Consider the following 20,649-nt stretch of genomic DNA (forward strand, 5'->3'; position numbering starts at 1 on the left):
TAAATTAAAAAGAGGAAGATATTAGCTTCCTCTTTATTAAATTTAATAGTAAAAAAAGAGTTGTATCTATTCGAGTATACTACCTTCTTTATAAGTAATATTTACTTCTTCGTTTCCATTTGTATAAACGATGTCTCCGATTTTAATCATACCATAAAAAGTTGTACCGTCTCTCAAAATTTTATAAAGATAAATGTCGTTAAGTTCTAATGGTGTTATTGATGAAATGCTTGAGCCAGCATTAAAATCATCTCTTATCATGAATAAATCTCCCGCACTATAATAATCTTCTAAGTCCTGTCCAGATAGGTTGAGCTTTAAGAATGCAATAGATCCAGCAGATGTTATAGTAGAGGCACTATAAGTAACTTCTGCGGTTGCCGATTCAGAGAAGCTAAATTCATTGTTGCTATTCGAAAAAAGATTATCTCCTGCCGTATTTGTTGTTTGTGTATTAATAGCAACAGAAGTTTCTATTGATTCAGAAATACTTCCTTTTTTAGCTGTTACTCTGTAGTATAGAGTATCTCCTATTTGTAAATTATACTCGTTTATATAAGCTAAAGTTTTTAGATCAATAATATCAGATTCAGTATTGAAAGAATTTCCTGTGTCAGAATAAGTTCCATTGCTGTTTTTTTTCCATTCTACTATAACCTCATCAATCGAAGCCTTGGCTGTAAATATGTCATATGAAATTTCTTTTTTGACGGCATTGCCATTTTCATCAGGTTGATTATAAGGATTTTTATATTCAATTTCACTAACTTCTGTTTCTAAGGATAAGGCCTTTTTAACAGTAACAGGATGTTCGTTATCAATTGTTTTTCCATTTGATAATTCAGTAACTATTGATACATTAAAAACACCATAATCAACGGTATTTCCTTGATCGTCTTGAAATTGATTATATGGAGCTAAAGATGAAGCATTATAGGTAGCTTTTTCATCCGAGATTATTGAAGCATCCGAGACTCTGTTTCCATCTTTTAAAATGCTAATCGATTGGATCGAAATATTAGCGTCAGTGAATATTTTTAAATCGAGATCCTCATTAGTGTCAAAATTAGTAATACTAGAATTTACAGGTATTACATTCCCTCCTAAGTCATCAAAGTTATAGGGAGATTCATTGGTGTCACAAGATGTTAGTACTAATAAGCTTAGGGCAGATGTTGCTAGTAAGCTTTTATAAATTGATTTTTTCATTGTCCTAATTTTTAATTTATATCCCAAAATAACTTATTCGTTTTAGTATCTCCACCGATTGCACTAGAAGCTGAACTGTATTGGGCTCCATTTAATGTAGCTTCTGAAACAGGGTATAAAAACCTTGTAGGGATATCTGCAGAGGTCATGCCAGCTGGAATATTTAATGTTGGTTGATCAAAAACTCTCCAAGTTGTCCAACCTTCAAAACCGTTGTTATACATAGCAATCCATTTTTGAGTTGCTATTTTTTGTTTCCAGTCTCCAGCAGCAGTTGTATAAGCAACACTTGCTTGAGTAAGATAAGCAGTAGCTTCAGCTGCTGATTTTTCCCATTCAAGAATTGAAGTCGTAATACCAGCGTTATAATATTCTTCAATAGTATTTGATACTGTATAAGATCTTGCCGCTGCTTCTGCTAATAAGAAGTTTACTTCAGCAGCAGTAATAATATTACCTACTAAATCAGGTTGTTTCATTAAATTAGAAATAGCAGAAGCACCACCTGGCGAATTGGCACTTCCGTAAGTTCCTCCAGTATATATTCCACTTAGCATTTCATAATAAGAACTTAAACGAGGATCGTTTAACGGATTCATCGCATCTACTAAGGTGTTAGCAGCAACAAAATCATTTCTTCCACTCTGAACTAAGGCTACCCAAAGAGGATTTGTGTTTGGAGCCGAAGAGAGGTACTTGATCCCAAAATTATCATTATTAGAAAGAATTGGTCCAGCTGAAGCAGCCTCCTCAGCTTTTTGTTGTGATAAAGCAGGGTTGCTATCAGCAATACGCATTGCCAATCTTAATTTTAAAGAAATGGCTGCTTTTTTCCATTTGTTAACATCACCTTGATAAATTGGGTCTTGAGCACTTGAAAAGCCAGCTCCTGTTCCAATTTTAGAAATTGCATCATCTAATCTAGTAAGTAAATCTGTGTAAATTGTTTCTGCGTCATCATATGCAGGGGTCGGATTTAAAGGGTCTAGTGCTTCTGTATATGGAATATTACCAAAAGTATCTACCAATATAGAATAAGCGTAAACCTCTACAAAGTTAATGATCCCAAGCTTGTTTGGTAGGTCTGTTTGTAAAGTAGCATCTATAGAGGCCTCTTTGGCTAATAATTCTTTGGCTCCTTTTAAATCTTGTAGTACATCCCTGTATAGAGTATTCCATATACTTCCTCCGATATTTCTAGTTACCTGATTATATTGACTTTCATCAGGATAGGTAGTTTGAGCAAAATATTGAGCATATAGCCTAAATACATTATTGTTTACACTGGTAGAGTTCATTAAATCAAATAGGTTTCTAACCCCATTTGTAAACAACCCAGATGCAGGAACAGTACTTGGGCTTTTAGTGTCAATGTTCAAGCTTTCATCTACTTCGCAAGAGGTAAATGCAATCATCAAACAAATTGCTGAAATTATATATTTTTTCATGATTTCTTTTTTTAAAATTCAAAGTTTAAGTTTAAACCAATGGTTCTTAACGTAGGGAAAGAACCTGATAAATAACCTTGAGCATTTCCTGCTCCTAAACCAGATTCAGGGTCAGCAAATGGTACATTTTTATGGATTATCCATAAATTTCGTCCTACTAAAGAAAGATTCGCATTACTTATGGCTCCGTTGAATAGGTTGTCAACTGGTAGGCGATATGTCAATGCTAATTCACGTAATTTTACATATGAAGCATCGTAAATCGTTAAAGCAGCTGGGTTTCTTGAAGAGTTACCCCAATAGAATACACCCGCATAGTAATCGGCTCTAGCTCTTATTGTATTAGTACTTCCATCCTCTAAAACCCCTGGGTTAATGACACCTCCTCCATTGGCAAGTGTGTTTCTCAAGGGATTGCCAAGGTCGTTTAATCCAGCTGTATAATAGGGAAGACCAGTTCCTTGACCGTAATGAGTATCTAAAGAATAAACATCACCACCTTTCTGAATATCAATTAAGAAGTTTAATGTAAAATCTTTGTATTTTAAGGTATTTGTAACCCCCCAGTCCACTCTGGATTAGCATTACCAATAACCTGATCCGCTACGGCAACATAATATCCGCTATCATCTACTATTTTTTGTCCATTTTCGTGATATTTAAAACCAGTACCTCTAATTGTTCCATAAGGTTGCCCAACTGTAGCGTTTACTGAAATACCACCTTGAAAACTATTTAATACTAAATTTTCTTGATCACCGTATAATTCCATTACTAAGTTTTCATTTTTTGCCCAGTTAACAGCAATATTCCATGAAAAGTTATCATTTGAAATTGGAGTAGCTTTTAAACCAATTTCAATACCTTTGTTTTGAATTGTTCCAGCATTAACCCATCTTCTGGTGAAGCCTGTAGATGCTGTTGTTTGAACTGGCATTAGTTGGTTTTCAGTACGCTTTCTGTACCAGGTGAAATCTAAAGCAACTTTATTATTGAATAGTCTAGATTCTAAACCAAGTTCAATTTCTTTGGTTCTTTCAGGAACCAAATCTGAATTTTGTTTAGTGCCAGGGAATGAGAATAAAGCTGAATCACCAAAATTATTGTTAGTTGCAAATGTATCAAAAACATTGTTTGCAGGAAGGTCATTACCAACTTCAGCATAACCAGCGCGAACTTTTCCAAAGCTCAGCCAATCGACATCTCTCATTAACTCAGAGAAGATAAAACTTGAACTTAAGGCGAAATAATTATAAGCATTATTACCTTCAGGGAGTGCCGAAGAAACATCATAACGATCTGTAAAATCGAAATAAACCATATCTTTATATCCAAATGTTCCTTGGATATAGTACCCATTTACTTGCTTCTGATTTAAAATTTCTATAGGTTTAGGATTAGGGTTTTTCGAATTACTTAATGCGTAAAATTCAGGAACAGTTAAGCCACCAGCTGTAGATTGATGCAAGAAATCATAAGTTTCTCTTCTTACGTTAATACCAGCAACTCCATTAAGGCTTAAATCTTCGGTTAAATCTTTACTGAAGTTAAACATTAAATCGTAATTGTACTCACTGAACTTAACGTCTTTTCTATCGTAACCAGAGCTTTCGCTATCTCCTAAAATCCCAAAGGCAGTTGCAACTGATCCATTGGCTCTTCTTTCTTCTCTTAATTCAGTATAGGTGTCTACCGAAGCTTTACCTGTGGCACTTAACCAATCATTAATAGTGTAAGTGGCAAAAACATTTCCTACAAAACGATTTCTTCTATCTGTTTGGAAGTTTCTATACCTTGTCCAGTAGGGATTGTCCCAGTAATGTGGCTGTAAAACACCTTTACCTCCAGGTAACGCACCTTCGTGATTCCATGAATAGTTTTTTTCAGTTTGCTCGTAAATTTTTCTTTGCTCATCAATATCAACATTTACTTGCCACCATTGTCTGAATTGAGACATTAAGTTATCACTATATCCAGTTGAATTTCTACCTTTCGTTCTTTGAACAATGAACGTTCCGTTGGCGCCAACATCAATTTTATCATTAACTTTTAATGTTCCGTTCATGTTGAACGTATTTTTGTTAATTTTTGAGTTTGGTAGCATTCCTGTAGCATCGAAATTTGTATACCCTAATCTATAGGTCATTTTATCGTTTCCACCAGTAAATGCTATGGAATTATTGTACTGAAATGAAGTTTCAAAGAAATCTGCAGGTGTAGCATTTCCAGCTAAATAAGGTGTTGCTTTTTGATAGTTTCTATGTTCAGGAACGAAGGAATCCCATTGATAAACTAAACTACCATCTAATGGAGCACCATAAGAAGCATCATCATAAGTTGGTACAGCTAAATCAGCCGTTCCGTCTCCGTTTACATCAATATCTTCGAAGTAACCTGTACTACCATAATAAGGACCGTAACCGGCACCATATTTATCTTGATATTCTAGGAAAGTAGAACGATCAATGGCTCCTATTGTTGTGCTCGAAGCAACGTTGATCTTAGAAACTCCTGATTTACCTCTTTTGGTTGTAATGATTACAACACCATTGGCTCCACGCGAACCATAAATAGCTGATGCAGCGGCTCCTTTTAATATGTTGATAGATTCAACATCATCTGGGTTAATGTCAGATGCAGCATTACCATAATCATAACCTTTACCACCTCCTGCTTGGTTAGCAGTGTTGTTGATTCTGTTAGACATTGGTATTCCGTCAATAACAAAAAGAGGTTGATTATTACCCGTTAGGGAACTTACTCCTCTAATAAGAAAGTTGGCTGATCCTCCGAAGTTATTATTGGCTTTAATTTGTACACCACTAACTTTACCACTTAATGAGTTTACAACGTTATCAAGTCTTACTGTAGAGACTTCTTTGCCTCCAACTTCTTGAGATGAATAACCTAAACTTTTCTTGGCTCTTTTGATCCCGAGTGAGGTTACTACGACTTCGTCTAAAACGTTATCACTTGCCATTACAACATTGATTGTGTTGGCTGTTCCAATGATTCTTTCAATAGTTTCCATTCCAACAAAACTGAAGACTAATACGTCTCCTGATTTTGCAAGGATAGAATACTTTCCATCGAAATCAGTTTCGGTTCCTTTGGTAGTCCCCTTTTTTAAAACGGTTACCCCAGGTAGTGGACCAGATTCATCTGAGACAATACCCGAAATCGTTTTTTCTTGTGCATACGAGAGTTGCACTACTAACGCTAGTAGAAGCGTTAGTAATCCGTTAAACTTTGTTTTCATTGCGTAATTGTTTGAATTAATTGATTCAAAAGTCTTAAAATAAATTTTAAGAAGCAAAGAAAACGTTAACTAAATGATAATTTTAACGTGTTTATGCTGTGTTTATTGGAGTTGTTTTGGTTTTTTGGTCTTGTTTTTAGGGATATGGTAATATGTTAACATTTATTATAATAATGTAAAGGTATAAACATTAATTTGTTGATGTTGTGGTTTTTACTTGTTTTAAGGTTCAAGATGGATGCTCTAAAGTCAAAAATAGAGTTAACCGATTATGATGTTATTATTGAAAGTTTAGTTGTGAGGGTTTGAGTATGTTTTTTTATTTGAGGAGATTTATAATTTTTCATTAAAAAAGAAAAACACCTTAAAGACTTTTCTTTAAGGCGTTTTGTATTTAGTTGTATAATGAGATTTTCTTAGTTGGTATCCCAGTCAACTTTATCGGTTACAGTAACCGAAGGTGTGTTAGAGTTAAGTTGATTCTCAGTTTGAGGATATAAGAATCTAGTTGGAATTGCTACACCATTGTTTGGAGTTAAAGCAGGGAATCCAGTTCTTCTCCAATCTGAATATGCTTCAGGATCAGTGTACAACGCTAACCACTTTTGAGTGATTATATTTTCTAAGGTAAGATCAGCTGCTGGGTTTACGGCATCTTGAGCAGTATAAGCTGCATAATCTGCACTAAGTCCCATGCCGTTAAAAGAGCTATTGATTCCAGCTAGATAAGCGGTTCTAATATCTGCTTGACTTCCTCCTGATTGTAAAAGAGCTTCAGCCTTAGCAAACATTAATTCAGTATAACTAACTAAAGGTAAAGATCTTCCTGCAGTAAAATACTCATGAGTATCAGTATCTGCTAAGAAAGTAGATGTACCGTCTCCGTCGTATTTGTCAAGCCTTGGATCAGAAAGATTTGTCATTACAGTATTCATTGTTGAATTGAATCCGATATCTCCTCTATCTCTGTTAAACTGGTACCAAGGACCAGCAGTAGTCGCTCCATCTACAAAATCAAAAGTCATGTCTTCAGATTCAGAACTAAATGCATTATCAATAGAGGTAATAGCATTGTTATAGTTGTTACTATCAAGTAAACTTTGATGTAAATAAGCTCTTGCTTGAATAGCATGAGTTGCTTTCATCCATGCAGCTGTATTTCCTCCATAAATTAAGTCACCGCTAAGTGCTAATCCTCCATCAGAAGATCCTAAAGAGGTTCTAGCTTCTGTTAAAAGTTTATGTACTTCCGTAAAAATATCAGCTTGAGAATCAAATGTAGGTTGAAGGTTAGCAACACCACTCAATCCATTTGAATAAGGAATACTATTCCAGAAATCCGTCATTAATAATAAAGAGAAAGCTTTTAAAGCTTTTCCAACTCCTATATAATGATTGTATCCAGCAGTTTCAGATTGCTCAATCATAATATTTAAGTTGTTTAAAACATCAACATAAAGTAATTGCCAGTCAGAATCAAAGTTCGCAGCGATTAAAACATAGTTGTTAAAAGAAGCCCATTGTCTGTCCATTCCTTCAACTTGTTGAACAAAAAGACCAGAGTATCTTGAAAAGTTACCACCGTATTGGTATGCAATAACCGTTTCAGCAGGAGCTAATAAGGCTGCAGGAGAAACTGAGGTAGGATCATTCGGGTTTTCATTAGTCCCTTTAAGGAATTCTTCACACGAACTCATTGTAAACATAGTGAAGATTAATCCCAGTATATATATTTTTTTCATTTCTTTCGTTTTTTAAAAAGTTACATTTACACCGAAACCAAAAGACTTAGTTCCTGGGTTGTTGAAATAATCTACTCCTTGTGCGTTACTTCCAGCACCAGTTAAACTTGTTTCAGGATCAACACCTCTATAAGGAGTGTCAAGCCATAAATTATTACCACTAAATGTTAGAATGATACTATCGAAATAGCTGCTATTAAGATCTTGAGTTAAATCATAACTTAGGTTTAATGTTCTTAGTCTTATCCAAGAAGTATCTTGAATAAAGGCCTCGTCAACGCTACCAAAACCACTTAATCCACTTGATTGATAGTAGTATTGGTCAATTGTAGCAACAATATCATTAGGAGATCCATCAGATTGTTTAACTCCTTCAATAACTAATTGCTCGCCCCTGTTTTCTGTAATTTCTGATCTACCGAAGAAACTTAAAGCCCACTCGGTTCCATTCCACATTTCTCCTCCTTCTTTCCATTCTAGCAAGAAGTTCAATGACCAGTTTTTATAGGTAAAAGTATTATTGAATCCCAGCGTAAAATCGGGTGTAGGATCACCAATAACCTTTAAATCAGGGTCAGCGATTTGTAAACCATAATTAGCACTGTTAGGATCATCGTCAATAAGAATATTACCGTTATCATCACGTAAGAAAGATCCACCAAAAATTTGACCATATCTTTCACCTGGTATGTTGTAAATAACAAATCCTCCTATAAATTGGTTTTCAACTCCATCGGCTAATTTATTTACAATCGTTTCACTCTTATCAAAGTTAATTCCAAGATTCCATTTAAAATCTTCTTTGTCAATAATTTTAGCATTAATAGTGGCTTCGTATCCAGTAGTTTCCAGCTCTCCTGAGTTTAAGAAGCTTGAAGTATATCCAGTAGAGTTTGCGATTGGTACTGCTAAAATTTGATCTTCAGCAAGTCTATTATAGTATGCAAAATCTAAAGTGATTCTGTTGTTGAACATTCTTAAATCTGTCCCGATTTCATAAGATGTTACGGTCGAAGGAACAAGATTATTGTTGCCTAAGGTATTGTCGATTTGGAAACCAGCATTCCCACTATATGGGAAGTTGTATCCATTGGCCCATCCGTCGCTGAAAGAAGCTGTTTCGTAAGCTGTAGAAGTTGCGTATGGAGAAGGAGCTCCAGCACCAACTTGTGCCCAAGATAATCTTAATTTACCAAAATTAAGGAAATTATCTTCTCCTGTTAGCTCAGAGAAAACGAATCCTAGGTTGGCTGAAGGGTAGAATAAGGCAAGATCGTCTAAATTAAAGTTAACAGGGTCTTCTAGTGTTGATAAGTAATCTTGTCTTCCTGTTACAGTTAGGTATAACATTCTCTTATAGTTAAAGTCGAGTTGACCATAAAAACCTATGTTCTTTTCTCTAAACAAATCGTGATCCGCAATTACTGTTGAAGCATTTGTTATGTTATCAAACCCTTTAATACCAAGATCGTCTCCTTGGGTATAGTTTCTAGTATATTGTTCGGAATAAATGTTAGCCCCTAAAATATATCCCATATTAAAATCTTCAGTAACATCGAAGTTTCCATTTAAGTTGAAGTAACTATCCATATGTCTGTAGTTATAATCATCTAAGAATATAGTACCTGCTGGAGATGTTCTTGATCCAATATCAAAAAACTGTTTTCTTGTGTCAGCATAAGTATCAAGACCAATATTAGCGTTGAAGCTCATCCAGTCCGTTACTTTATAGTCAATACCTAAACTTGCAGTAAACCTGTTTACTTCATCAGTGTAGGGAGTATTATTGATTACCCAATATGGGTTGTCATATCCACCACCACCACGGTAATTTCTTTGAGATCCATCTTCAAATTCATAAGCAGAAACTTGATTATCTGCGTTAGAAAAGCCATTTGAGTTGTCAAAAGAATTAGGTGTTCTTAAAAGCCCTAACATAATACCTGAAGTATTACTACCTTGCTGAATTCTATAAGAATCGGAGTTGGTATAGGTACCAGATAAAGTAACATTTAGTCTGTCATTTACTTTAGCTGATCCTGAGAAATTTAACGTTCTTCTATTAAATTCATTCTTAGGAATAATACCTTCTTCTTTAAAGTCAGAATAAGACATTCTGAAAGTTGTTTTTTCTCCACCTCCTGATAAAGAAACCGAGTTTTCAAAAGTTGCTCCAGTTTGGAAAACTTCTAAAACGTCATAAGGTTGGAATTTTTTTAATGATCCAGTCGTGTTTCCTACAACAATCCTACCGTTTTTGTCATAGTCATATGAAGACCCATCCCAGTATAAATTATCTTTGTTTGGACCCCAGCTACCACTAGTTCCAGTTTCTGGACCACTCCAAACTCCATTACTACCTTGAACGAAGGTGTTTTGAAGTTTAGGAAATCTATTAGCTTCAGAAAAAGTAACATTCGATCTAAGGTTAACCTTAATTTTTCCAGATTTACCTTTTTTTGTGGTAATTACAATTACACCATTACCTCCTTCAACACCGTATAATGCAGCAGCAGCGGCACCTTTAAGAACGTTAATAGATTCAACATCGGCTGGGTTAATATCCATACCCCTGTTTGATCCTGCAACACCAGCAACTCTAGATTCAGTATTAAACTGAGAGTTATTGATTCTTACACCATCTACGATAAGCAGAGCTTGGTTATCTCCGTTAAGAGAAGTTTGACCTCTAATTACAATTCTACTACCGGCACCGGCAGAACCAGAAGCGTTTATAACTTGTACCCCAGATGCTTGACCTGTTAAGGCAGATATTGCGTCGTTCGCATTTGAATTGTTTATAGTTTCGGCACCAACTTGTTGGACTGCGTAACCAACAGCTCTGGTGTCCTTTTTAATACCTAAGGCTGTAACCACTACTTCATCAAGGATGTTGTCTCCTTCCATAGTTACATTCATTGTGTTTGAGGCACCAACCGTTTTTTCAACAGTTGTCATTCCTACAAAACTGAAAACTAAAACATCACCTGATTTGGAATTTAACGAATACTTTCCGTCAAAGTCTGTTTCAGTACCTTGTGTAGTGCCTTTTTTTAATACTGTAACTCCAGGAAGAGGTCCACTTTCATCAGAAACAGTACCTGAAATTGTTTTTTCTTGTGCGAAAGAAATCTGCACAAACAACGCAAAGAAGAGCGTTAAAATCCCATTAAACTTTGTTTTCATTGCTTAATTGTTTAAATTTATGGTGTTAAAAGTCTTAAATAAAACTTAAAAAAACAACAAATTAGTTAATTAAGTGTTAATATTAATTAACATTCCTTGGTTTTACTTGGTCTTAGGTAAGAATTTAAAAATAGGTTAGGACTTTGATAGATAAGAAAGAGTTGTTGAAGTTAAAGCTTTCTTGATTGCCTTTCCCAATGGCATATTCAATGTTGATTAATGTGTTGTTTCTTAATTGCGAATAACCTATTCCAGTAGAAAGAAGATTGTTTGATTTATTAAAATAGTATTGCGCTAGGTCAAAAAGTGGATAAATTTGAGTTTTTTCGTTGATAAGGTAATTGTATTGTGTTTTAAGAATAAGGTATTTGGAAGAAGGGATGCTGTTAGGTAAGAAGCCTCTTATAGAAAGTGGACCACCAATTCTAAATAATTCATTTTCGAGATAAGAGTCCGATTCAAGATAACCGATTTGAGATTGAAGGAGTAAAGAGCCTTTATTTGATAATTTTTGAAGGTGTTGAGCATGAACTATAAATTTGATTTGATTCGCTTTGGTATTATTTGAATTTCTGGAACCGAATAGTAAGGAGGTTTTTAAAAAAGAGTCTTCTGAAAAAGCAAACGCTCTATCTTTTATAGTTGTTCTATAAGAAAGACCGTAGAAAGAGTTGGTGAATGAATTTACATTCGTTTTTTCATTATCTAAAAGGTTAGAAGATGTGTTTGACTCGTAGTTTATAGATATAATAGATTTAGCCGATATTTGATAGGAAAGCTTTGTTTTAACTTCAGAGTTTAAGAACGTAGAGTCTTGTTTGAAAATATTGAAGATAAGTTCTGGTGTTATTGGGCTATTAAATAGGAATGGTGTTTTTATATTAATGTTGAAAGAGGTGTTATCTGTATTTGAATTCCAGTTTAAGTTAAAACTTTCGCCTTGATTAAAGATGTTGCTTAAACCGAGAGAAAGTTGTCCATTAAACTTTATTGTGTTGTTTCTTGGAGAAGCGTTTATAAACCCGTCAAAGTAATTTTTACTTTTCTTTTTCAGATAGAAGAAAATAAAAGTTGAATCCTTACTAAATAATAATTGAGGTGGTTTTGTTTCCGTTACAAATTCTAAAGTTTTTAATTGTTCCGATAAATGTTTTAATTTACCCTTGCTTACTGCTGTTTTCTTTTTGATATTAAGGAAGTTCTTTAAATATGATGTAGGGAAATCTTTATATCCTTTAATTATTATTTTGTCAATATAACGTATTTGTCTTCGTTTTATATAGAGACGAGCGAATAGAGTATCTTTTCGTATAGTAATATTTGACAATTTTATTTCAGAGAAAGACTCGCCTTTTTTATCGAGTTCATGCTGTTTGGATAAAATATATTCTTCTAAATGGGGTACATTCAAAGTTCTTGGATTGTCTCCATCATTAATAACTGCTATTGTAATTTTCTTACCTAAATTTAATCGACAGATGTATAAGTTACTTTGTTTTTTTAGTTGATGAGAAACTTTAAAAAAGCCTTTTTTATTGAGTTTATCTTTGATTAATGAAATTTCAGTCATAATACTTTTTTCCGAAGAATGTTTTTTAGAAAAAAAAATATCTTCTATTATTTTTTTTTCTGCCTGAATATTGCTGGTGAGAACCAAAGAGTACTCTTGTGAAAAGAGGAGGCCTTGAATAAGTAGCAGAAGGATTGTTGCGTATTTTTTTTTATGGAATTTTAACACAGATAAAAAAGTATATTTAAGAAAGTTCAATTTAAATGAATTGCTATAAAATTGTTACGATGTTTAAAAATAACTTGTTGATTTTTGAATAATTAGAAAATTATTGTACATTTGCCGTCTCTTAAAAATAAGAGAAATTATTTAAGTACAACGAAAAATAGTAATTATTTAGTATGCCAACTATTCAACAATTAGTTCGTAAAGGAAGAACCAAAATAACTAAGAAGAGTAAATCGGCTGCTTTGATGTCATGTCCTCAAAGACGTGGAGTTTGTACGCGTGTTTACACTACCACACCGAAAAAACCTAACTCAGCAATGCGTAAAGTTGCTCGTGTTAGATTAACAAATGGTAATGAAATTAACGCGTATATTCCAGGTGAGGGACATAATCTTCAGGAGCACTCGATAGTATTAGTTAGAGGTGGAAGGGTAAAAGATTTACCAGGGGTGAAATATCATATTGTACGTGGAGCATTAGATACTGCGGGAGTTGATGGAAGAACTCAACGTAGATCTAAATACGGTGCAAAACGCCCAAAAGACAAAAAGTAAAAAATAATTAGTAACTTTTTTAATGTAAAGACATGAGAAAAAGAAGAGCTAAAAAAAGAGTTCTCTTACCGGACCCAAGATTTAACGATCAGTTAGTAACACGTTTTGTGAATAACTTAATGTGGGACGGTAAAAAATCTGTAGCATTCAAAGTTTTTTACGATGCAATTGATATCGTAAATGAAAAGAAGACTGACGAGGAGAAGTCGGCTTTAGAAATATGGAAAGATGGTTTGTCAAATGTAATGCCACATGTGGAGGTTCGTTCTCGTCGTGTTGGTGGTGCAACATTCCAAATTCCAATGCAAATTCGTCCAGACCGTAAAGTATCTATGGCTATTAAATGGATGATCTCATACGCTCGTAAGCGTAATGAGAAGACTATGGCACAACGTTTGGCGTCAGAGTTTTTAGCAGCTGCTAAAGAAGAAGGTGCTGCCGTTAAGAAAAGAGTGGATACTCATAAAATGGCTGAAGCAAACAAAGCATTCTCACACTTTAGATTTTAATAAACATGAGTAGAGATTTAAAATACACAAGAAATATTGGTATTGCTGCGCACATTGACGCAGGTAAGACTACAACTACTGAGCGTGTCCTTTTTTATACAGGAGTGTCTCATAAAATTGGTGAGGTGCATGATGGTGCTTCAACAATGGATTGGATGGAGCAAGAGGCTGAAAGAGGTATTACAATTACTTCTGCAGCAACAACTTGTACATGGCAGTTCCCAACTGAAAATGGAGAGCCGACTTCTGATGCAAAAGGATATCACTTTAATATTATTGATACTCCTGGTCACGTTGATTTTACTGTTGAGGTAAACCGTTCATTACGTGTATTAGATGGTTTAGTATTCTTATTCTCTGCAGTTGACGGAGTTGAACCTCAGTCAGAAACTAACTGGCGTTTAGCTGATAACTATAAAGTACCTCGTATCGGTTTTGTTAACAAAATGGACCGTCAAGGGGCTAATTTTTTAGCTGTTTGTCAACAGGTAAAAGATATGTTAAAGTCTAATGCAGTGCCAATCGTATTAAATATTGGTGACGAATCTGATTTTAAAGGTATCGTTGATTTAGTTAAGAACCGTGCTATTGTATGGCATGATGAGAACTATGGTTCAACTTTTGATATCGTTGATATTCCTGAAGATTTGAAGGATGAAGCTAGAGAGCTACGTGGTAAGTTAATCGAAGAGGTTGCTGCTTATGACGAAGATTTGTTAGAAAAATATATGGAGGATGAAGATTCTATTACAGAAGAAGAAGTGCACGCTGCACTTAGAGCTGCTGTAATGGATATGTCTATCATTCCTATGGTATGTGGGTCTTCATTTAAGAATAAAGGAGTACAATTCTTATTAGATGCTGTTTGTCGTTATTTACCTTCACCTGTAGATAGAGATAATATTATTGGAACGAATCCGGATACCGGAGATGAAGAAACTCGTAAACCAGATGCGAAAGAACCTTTTTCTGCATTAGCGTTTAAAATTGCTACAGATCCTTTTGTAGGGCGTTTAGCTTTCTTCCGTGCATACTCTGGTCGTTTAGATGCAGGTTCATATGTGTTAAATAACCGTTCAGGTAAAAAAGAACGTATTTCTCGTATTTACCAAATGCATTCGAATAAGCAAAATGCAATCGATTATATTGAAGCAGGAGATATCGGTGCAGGAGTTGGTTTTAAAGATATTAAAACAGGAGATACTTTATCGGATGAAAAGAATCCAATTGTTTTAGAATCTATGGACTTTCCTGATCCAGTAATTGGTATTGCTGTTGAGCCTAAAACGAAAGCTGATGTAGATAAATTAGGAATGTCTTTAGCTAAATTGGCCGAAGAAGATCCTACATTTACTGTAAGAACTGACGAAGCTTCAGGACAGACTATTATATCTGGAATGGGTGAGTTACACTTAGATATCATTGTTGATCGTTTAAAACGTGAGTTTAAAGTAGAAGTTAACGAAGGTCAACCACAGGTTGAGTATAAAGAAGCAATTACTGCTGCTGCTGATCATAGAGAGGTTTATAAAAAGCAATCTGGTGGACGTGGTAAGTTTGCTGATATTGTATTTACTATGGAGCCTGCTGATGAAGATGTTCAAGGATTGCAATTTGAATCAGTAATCAAAGGAGGGAATGTTCCTAAGGAATTTGTACCGTCTGTTGAGAAAGGATTTAAAGAGGCGATGAAGAATGGTCCTTTAGCTGGATATGAAATGGATTCGATGAAAGTTACATTGAGAGATGGATCTTTCCACCCTGTTGATTCAGATCAATTATCATTCGAATTAGCGGCTAAATTAGGTTATAAAGCAGCGGCAAAAGCTGCAAAAGCTAAAATAATGGAGCCATTAATGAAACTAGAGGTGTTAACTCCTGAAGAAAATATGGGAGATATCGTAGGAGACTTGAATAGAAGAAGAGGTCAGGTTAACGATATGAGTGATCGTGCTGGCTCTAAAGTTGTGAAAGCATTAGTTCCTTTATCTGAAATGTTTGGATATGTGACGGCTTTAAGAACGATGTCTTCTGGTAGAGCAACTTCTACCATGGAATTTTCTCATTACGCAGAGACACCATCAAATATATCGGAAGAGGTAATTGCAAACGCTAAAGGTTAATCAAAATGAGTCAAAAAATTAGAATAAAATTAAAATCTTACGATTATAATTTAGTTGATAAATCTGCTGAAAAAATCGTAAAGACTGTAAAGAGTACTGGAGCTGTAGTTAACGGTCCAATACCTTTACCAACACATAAAAAGATTTTTACTGTATTACGTTCACCACACGTAAACAAAAAATCTAGAGAACAATTTCAATTATCTGCTTACAAGCGTTTATTAGATATCTATAGTTCTTCATCAAAAACTATTGATGCTTTAATGAAACTTGAGTTACCAAGTGGGGTTGAAGTTGAAATAAAAGTATAAGTATCTCATAACTTTCGGTTTAATTTTGTTAAACCGAAAGTTTTTTTTACTTTTGCACACCGAATTTAGGTTCAGTGTGTATAAACAAAGCATTGAATTGTTAATTCAATGAACATGTCCTGAGGGTTTCGCGAAGGAAAAACGGTAAAAACACTTATAAAGAGCTAAGAGTGTTTTAGACTCTTTTTTTTTGAGCGACTTTTGAAGGGGATTTTAAAAATGAAACTTTAGTTTCAAATAAGTAATTATTAATTGACGCGCTGGATAATAATATATCTAACGTCAGAAAACAAACAAATATGTCTGGGTTAATTGGAAGAAAAATTGGAATGACCAGTTTATTCGATGAGAACGGGAAAAATATTCCTTGTACGGTAATCGAAGCGGGTCCTTGCGTTGTTACCCAAGTCAGAACCGAAGAGGTTGATGGTTATAACGCTTTACAACTTGGTTTCGATGACAAAAAAGAGAAAAGCTCTAACAAAGCTTTAGATGGTCACTTTAAAAAAGCTGGTACATCTGCAAAAAGAAGAGTTATTGAATTTCAAGGTTTTGATGGAAATCACAAATTAGGTGATTCACTTACTGTTGAATTATTTGCTGAAGGAGAGTTCGTAGATGTTTCTGGAACTTCTAAAGGTAAAGGATTTCAAGGGGTTGTTAAACGTCATGGTTTTGCTGGAGTTGGACAAGCAACTCACGGTCAACATAACCGTTTAAGAGCACCTGGTTCGATTGGTGCAGCTTCATACCCTGCAAGAGTATTCAAAGGAATGCGCATGGCAGGACGTATGGGAGGAGATAAAGTTAAAGTTCAAAATTTAAGAGTATTAAAAGTAGTTCCTGAAAAGAATCTTTTAGTTGTTAAAGGTGCCGTTCCAGGTCACAAGAACTCTTATGTAACTATCGAGAAATAATGAAAGTAGCAGTATTAGATATCACAGGAAAAGATACTGGTAGAAAAGTTGAACTTTCTAGCGAAGTATTCGGAATAGAGCCAAATGATCATGCTATCTATTTAGATGTAAAGCAGTATTTGGCAAATCAAAGACAAGGTACTCACAAGTCTAAAGAAAGAGGTGAGATTACTGGTAGTACAAGAAAGATTAAAAAACAAAAAGGAACTGGTACTGCTCGTGCAGGAAGTATTAAGTCTCCTGTGTTTAGAGGTGGTGGTCGTATTTTCGGTCCAAGACCAAGAAACTATTCTTTCAAATTAAATAAAAACTTAAAGCGTTTAGCTCGTAAATCAGCTTTAAGTATTCAAGCAAACGATAACAATTTAGTAGTAGTTGAAGACTTCAATTTCGAAGCTCCAAAAACTAAGAATTTTGTTAATGTATTAAAAGCTTTAGAATTAGACGCTAAGAAGTCTTTATTTGTTTTAGGTGATGAGAATAAGAATGTATACTTATCGTCTCGTAACTTGAAAAATTCTAAGGTTGTAGATGCAACAGGAATTAACACTTACAGCGTGTTAAACGCAGGTAAAGTTGTAATTACTGAAAGTTCATTAGAAGGAATTGAATCTAATTTAAGTAAATAGGGAAAGAAATGAGTATTTTAATAAAACCTATTATTACAGAAAAAGCAACAAAAGATAGCGAAGTATTTAATCGTTATGCATTTGTTGTGAATAAAAAAGCTAACAAGTTAGAAATTAAAGGTGCAGTTGAATCAGCTTATGGTGTTGCAGTTAAATCTGTAAGAACCTTAATCCAGCCAGCAGAGAGAAAAACTAAATATACTAAGAAAGGTTTAGTTTCTGGATTAACCAGTGGATACAAAAAAGCAATTGTACAGTTAGCAGAAGGTGAATCAATTGATTTTTATAACAATCTTTAAGACAATTTAGAATGTCAGTTAGAAAATTAAAACCAATAACACCAGGTCAGCGTTTTAGAGTTGTAAATGGGTTCGACACCATTACTACTGATAAGCCGGAGAAATCTTTATTAGCTTCGAAAAAAAGATCTGGAGGTCGAAATAGTCAAGGAAGAATGACTACCCGTAACATAGGTGGTGGTCATAAAAAGAAATATCGTGTTATCGATTTTAAAAGAGATAAAGACGGTATACCTGCAACAGTTAAAACTATTGAGTACGATCCAAACCGTACTGCATTTATTGCATTAGTTGTTTATGCTGATGGAGAAAAGCGTTATATAATCGCTCAAAACGGATTAAAAGTAGGTCAAAAAATAGTTTCTGGTAAAGAAGCTACTCCAGACTTAGGAAATTCAATGTATTTAAGTGATATTCCTTTGGGAACAACAATTTCATGTATTGAATTACGTCCTGGTCAAGGAGCTGTTATGGCCCGTTCAGCCGGATCTTTTGCACAGTTAATGGCAAGAGATGGTAAGTATGCTACAGTAAAGTTACCTTCAGGTGAAACAAGATTAATCTTGTTAACATGTAAGGCAGCTATAGGGGTTGTGTCTAACTCAGATCATCAATTAATTGTATCAGGTAAAGCTGGTAGAAGCAGATGGTTAGGAAGAAGACCTAGAACTAATGCAGTAAGAATGAACCCAGTTGATCACCCAATGGGAGGTGGTGAAGGACGTTCTTCTGGAGGTCACCCAAGATCTAGAAACGGTATTCCAGCTAAAGGATTTAAGACTAGATCTAAAACTAAAGCTAGTAATAAGTATATCATAGAACGTAGAAAGAAATAATAAGTCATGGCAAGATCATTAAAAAAAGGACCTTACGTTCACTATAAATTAGAGAAAAAAGTTTTAACTAACGTTGAATCTGGAAGTAAATCAGTTATTAAAACTTGGTCTAGAGCAAGTATGATTACTCCTGATTTCGTTGGACAAACTATTGCCGTGCATAACGGACGTCAGTTTGTTCCAGTATACGTAACTGAAAACATGGTAGGTCATAAATTAGGAGAATTTTCACCAACTCGTTCATTTAGAGGACATGCTGGTGCAAAAAATAAAGGTAAAAAATAAGTAGGAAATTATGGGAAGTCGTAAAAAAAACATGGCAACGCAGTTAAAAGAAGCTAGAAAGCAAAAAGCTTTCGCTAAGCTTACTAACTGTCCTACATCACCAAGAAAAATGCGTTTAGTAGCGGACTTAGTAAGAGGTGTTGAAGTTGAAAAAGCTTTACAAATCTTAAAGTTTAGTCCAAAGGAAGCATCTCGCAACTTAGAAAAGTTGTTATTATCTGCGATTGCTAACTGGCAAGCGAAGAACGAGGGTGCGAGTATTGAAGATGCTGGATTATTCGTGAAATCTATTTTTGTGGATAGCGCTGGAATGTTAAAAAGATTAAGACCAGCTCCACAAGGACGTGCTCATAGAATTAGAAAACGTTCTAATCACGTTACTTTAGAGTTAGGAAGTAAAAATAAAAGTAATTAATCAAAGTAGAAATGGGACAAAAAACAAATCCAATAGGAAATCGTTTAGGAATCATCAGAGGATGGGAGTCTAACTGGTATGGTGGAAATGACTACGGAGATAAAATTGCTGAAGACAATAAGATAAGAAAGTATATTGATGCTAGATTATCTAAAGCAAGTGTTTCACGTGTTATTATCGAGCGTACTTTAAAACTTGTAACCGTTACTATCACTACTGCACGTCCTGGTATTATTATCGGAAAAGGAGGTCAAGAGGTAGACAAGTTAAAAGAAGAGCTTAAGAAGATTACAGGAAAAGAGGTTCAAATTAATATTTTTGAAATCAAACGTCCTGAGCTAGATGCGAATTTAGTAGCTGCTAGTGTAGCACGTCAAATCGAAAACAGAATTTCTTATAAGAGAGCTATTAAGATGGCCATTGCCGCTGCAATCAGAATGAATGCAGAAGGAATCAAGATTCAAATATCTGGTCGTTTAAATGGTGCTGAAATGGCGCGTTCTGAGCATTATAAAGAAGGAAGAATTCCTCTTTCTACTTTTAGAGCGGATATCGATTATGCACTTAATGAAGCTCATACTACATACGGAAGAATCGGTGTGAAAGTATGGATTATGAAAGGTGAGGTTTATGGAAAACGTGAATTATCTCCGTTAGTTGGATTATCTAAGCAAAAAGGTAATAACTCTAACAAAGGTGGAGGAAAGCGTCAACCTCGTAGAAGAAAATAATTTTTAAAAGAAATTAGACATGTTACAGCCAAAAAGAGTAAAATTTCGTAAAGTTCAGAAGGGCAAGGGTAATATGAGTGGTAACTCTGGCAGAGGAACTCAACTTTCAAATGGAATGTTTGGGATTAAATCGCTAGATCAAAACTTACTTACCTCTCGTCAGATAGAAGCAGCTCGTATCGCGGCAACTCGTTATATGAAAAGAGAAGGGCAACTTTGGATTAAAATATTTCCAGACAAACCTATTACTAAGAAGCCATTAGAAGTACGTATGGGTAAAGGTAAAGGTGCACCTGATCATTTCGTAGCAGTAGTTAAACCTGGAAGAATCTTGTTTGAAATTGGTGGTGTGCCAATGGAAGTAGCTAAAGAAGCTTTACGCTTAGCAGCTCAAAAACTTCCGGTGAAGACTAAGTTTATCATCGCAAGAGATTTTGATTTTAACGCTTAATTCTAGA

At 34.7% G+C, this 20,649-nt stretch carries 19 protein-coding genes; 12 read left to right on the plus strand and 7 right to left on the minus strand.

The genetic code is table 11. The annotated features are described in order from the left end of the window. Positions 1-66: 66 nt before the first annotated feature. The 7 genes from BLW23_RS08555 to BLW23_RS08580 form a co-directional block, all read right to left on the minus strand. A complete protein-coding gene (locus BLW23_RS08555) occupies positions 67-1,209 on the minus strand; it encodes a hypothetical protein (RefSeq protein WP_093668824.1) in 1,143 nt (380 codons plus the stop codon). 11 nt (positions 1,210-1,220) lie between these two features. Continuing rightward, entirely contained in the window at positions 1,221-2,657 is a 1,437-nt protein-coding gene (locus tag BLW23_RS08560) for a SusD/RagB family nutrient-binding outer membrane lipoprotein (RefSeq protein ID WP_093668825.1), read from the minus strand. Positions 2,658-2,668: 11 nt separating this feature from the next. Continuing rightward, positions 2,669-3,229, minus strand: a complete 561-nt coding sequence (locus BLW23_RS23655; protein ID WP_255362770.1) for a hypothetical protein — start codon at positions 3,227-3,229, stop codon at positions 2,669-2,671. Next, positions 3,202-5,916, minus strand: coding sequence for a SusC/RagA family TonB-linked outer membrane protein (locus BLW23_RS08565; protein ID WP_255362771.1), 2,715 nt, complete (start codon positions 5,914-5,916; stop codon positions 3,202-3,204). The genes BLW23_RS23655 and BLW23_RS08565 overlap by 28 nt, the downstream gene beginning before the upstream one ends. A 416-nt stretch (positions 5,917-6,332) precedes the next feature. Continuing rightward, positions 6,333-7,658, minus strand: a complete 1,326-nt coding sequence (locus BLW23_RS08570; protein WP_093668826.1) for a SusD/RagB family nutrient-binding outer membrane lipoprotein — start codon at positions 7,656-7,658, stop codon at positions 6,333-6,335. A 12-nt stretch (positions 7,659-7,670) separates the two neighbouring features. After that, a complete protein-coding gene (locus BLW23_RS08575; RefSeq protein ID WP_093668828.1) occupies positions 7,671-10,844 on the minus strand; it encodes a SusC/RagA family TonB-linked outer membrane protein in 3,174 nt (1,057 codons plus the stop codon). A 124-nt stretch (positions 10,845-10,968) separates the two neighbouring features. Beyond that, the gene (locus tag BLW23_RS08580; protein WP_143032131.1) at positions 10,969-12,414 is read right to left on the minus strand and encodes a BamA/TamA family outer membrane protein; all 1,446 of its coding nucleotides are present in this window, start codon (positions 12,412-12,414) and stop codon (positions 10,969-10,971) included. A gap of 341 nt (positions 12,415-12,755) precedes the next feature. On the opposite strand from BLW23_RS08580, the gene rpsL reads away from it, so the two are divergent. The 12 genes from rpsL (at position 12,756) to rplP (ending at position 20,642) form a co-directional block, all read left to right on the plus strand. Beyond that, positions 12,756-13,136, plus strand: coding sequence for a 30S ribosomal protein S12 (gene rpsL, locus BLW23_RS08585; protein WP_093668831.1), 381 nt, complete (start codon positions 12,756-12,758; stop codon positions 13,134-13,136). Positions 13,137-13,168: 32 nt separating this feature from the next. Next, positions 13,169-13,645, plus strand: a complete 477-nt coding sequence (gene rpsG, locus BLW23_RS08590; RefSeq protein WP_093668833.1) for a 30S ribosomal protein S7 — start codon at positions 13,169-13,171, stop codon at positions 13,643-13,645. A gap of 5 nt (positions 13,646-13,650) precedes the next feature. Beyond that, complete coding sequence (gene fusA / locus BLW23_RS08595) at positions 13,651-15,768, plus strand: elongation factor G (protein ID WP_093668835.1); 2,118 nt, start codon at positions 13,651-13,653, stop codon at positions 15,766-15,768. A 5-nt stretch (positions 15,769-15,773) separates the two neighbouring features. Continuing rightward, positions 15,774-16,079: a 30S ribosomal protein S10 gene (gene rpsJ / locus BLW23_RS08600; protein ID WP_075342599.1), complete on the plus strand. Its 306-nt coding sequence runs from the start codon at positions 15,774-15,776 to the stop codon at positions 16,077-16,079. Positions 16,080-16,378: 299 nt separating this feature from the next. Then, complete coding sequence (gene rplC, locus BLW23_RS08605) at positions 16,379-16,996, plus strand: 50S ribosomal protein L3 (RefSeq protein ID WP_093668837.1); 618 nt, start codon at positions 16,379-16,381, stop codon at positions 16,994-16,996. Continuing rightward, positions 16,996-17,625: a 50S ribosomal protein L4 gene (rplD, locus tag BLW23_RS08610; protein WP_093668839.1), complete on the plus strand. Its 630-nt coding sequence runs from the start codon at positions 16,996-16,998 to the stop codon at positions 17,623-17,625. The genes rplC and rplD overlap by 1 nt, the downstream gene beginning before the upstream one ends. Positions 17,626-17,633: 8 nt before the next feature. Further along, on the plus strand, positions 17,634-17,924 hold the full coding sequence (rplW, locus tag BLW23_RS08615; protein ID WP_093668841.1) for a 50S ribosomal protein L23: 291 nt from the start codon (positions 17,634-17,636) through the stop codon (positions 17,922-17,924). A gap of 11 nt (positions 17,925-17,935) precedes the next feature. Beyond that, on the plus strand, positions 17,936-18,760 hold the full coding sequence (gene rplB / locus BLW23_RS08620; RefSeq protein ID WP_093668843.1) for a 50S ribosomal protein L2: 825 nt from the start codon (positions 17,936-17,938) through the stop codon (positions 18,758-18,760). 6 nt (positions 18,761-18,766) lie between these two features. After that, the gene (gene rpsS, locus BLW23_RS08625) at positions 18,767-19,045 is read left to right on the plus strand and encodes a 30S ribosomal protein S19 (protein WP_093668845.1); all 279 of its coding nucleotides are present in this window, start codon (positions 18,767-18,769) and stop codon (positions 19,043-19,045) included. A gap of 10 nt (positions 19,046-19,055) precedes the next feature. After that, a complete protein-coding gene (gene rplV / locus BLW23_RS08630; RefSeq protein ID WP_093668847.1) occupies positions 19,056-19,460 on the plus strand; it encodes a 50S ribosomal protein L22 in 405 nt (134 codons plus the stop codon). 11 nt (positions 19,461-19,471) lie between these two features. After that, positions 19,472-20,191, plus strand: coding sequence for a 30S ribosomal protein S3 (gene rpsC, locus BLW23_RS08635; RefSeq protein ID WP_093668849.1), 720 nt, complete (start codon positions 19,472-19,474; stop codon positions 20,189-20,191). 19 nt (positions 20,192-20,210) lie between these two features. Beyond that, positions 20,211-20,642 carry a 50S ribosomal protein L16 gene (rplP, locus tag BLW23_RS08640; RefSeq protein WP_093668851.1) on the plus strand — a complete coding sequence of 144 codons (432 nt, stop codon included), beginning with the start codon at positions 20,211-20,213 and terminating at the stop codon, positions 20,640-20,642. Positions 20,643-20,649 lie beyond the last annotated feature (7 nt).

This window comes from Tenacibaculum sp. MAR_2009_124, from assembly GCF_900105455.1.
Lineage (GTDB): Bacteria > Bacteroidota > Bacteroidia > Flavobacteriales > Flavobacteriaceae > Polaribacter.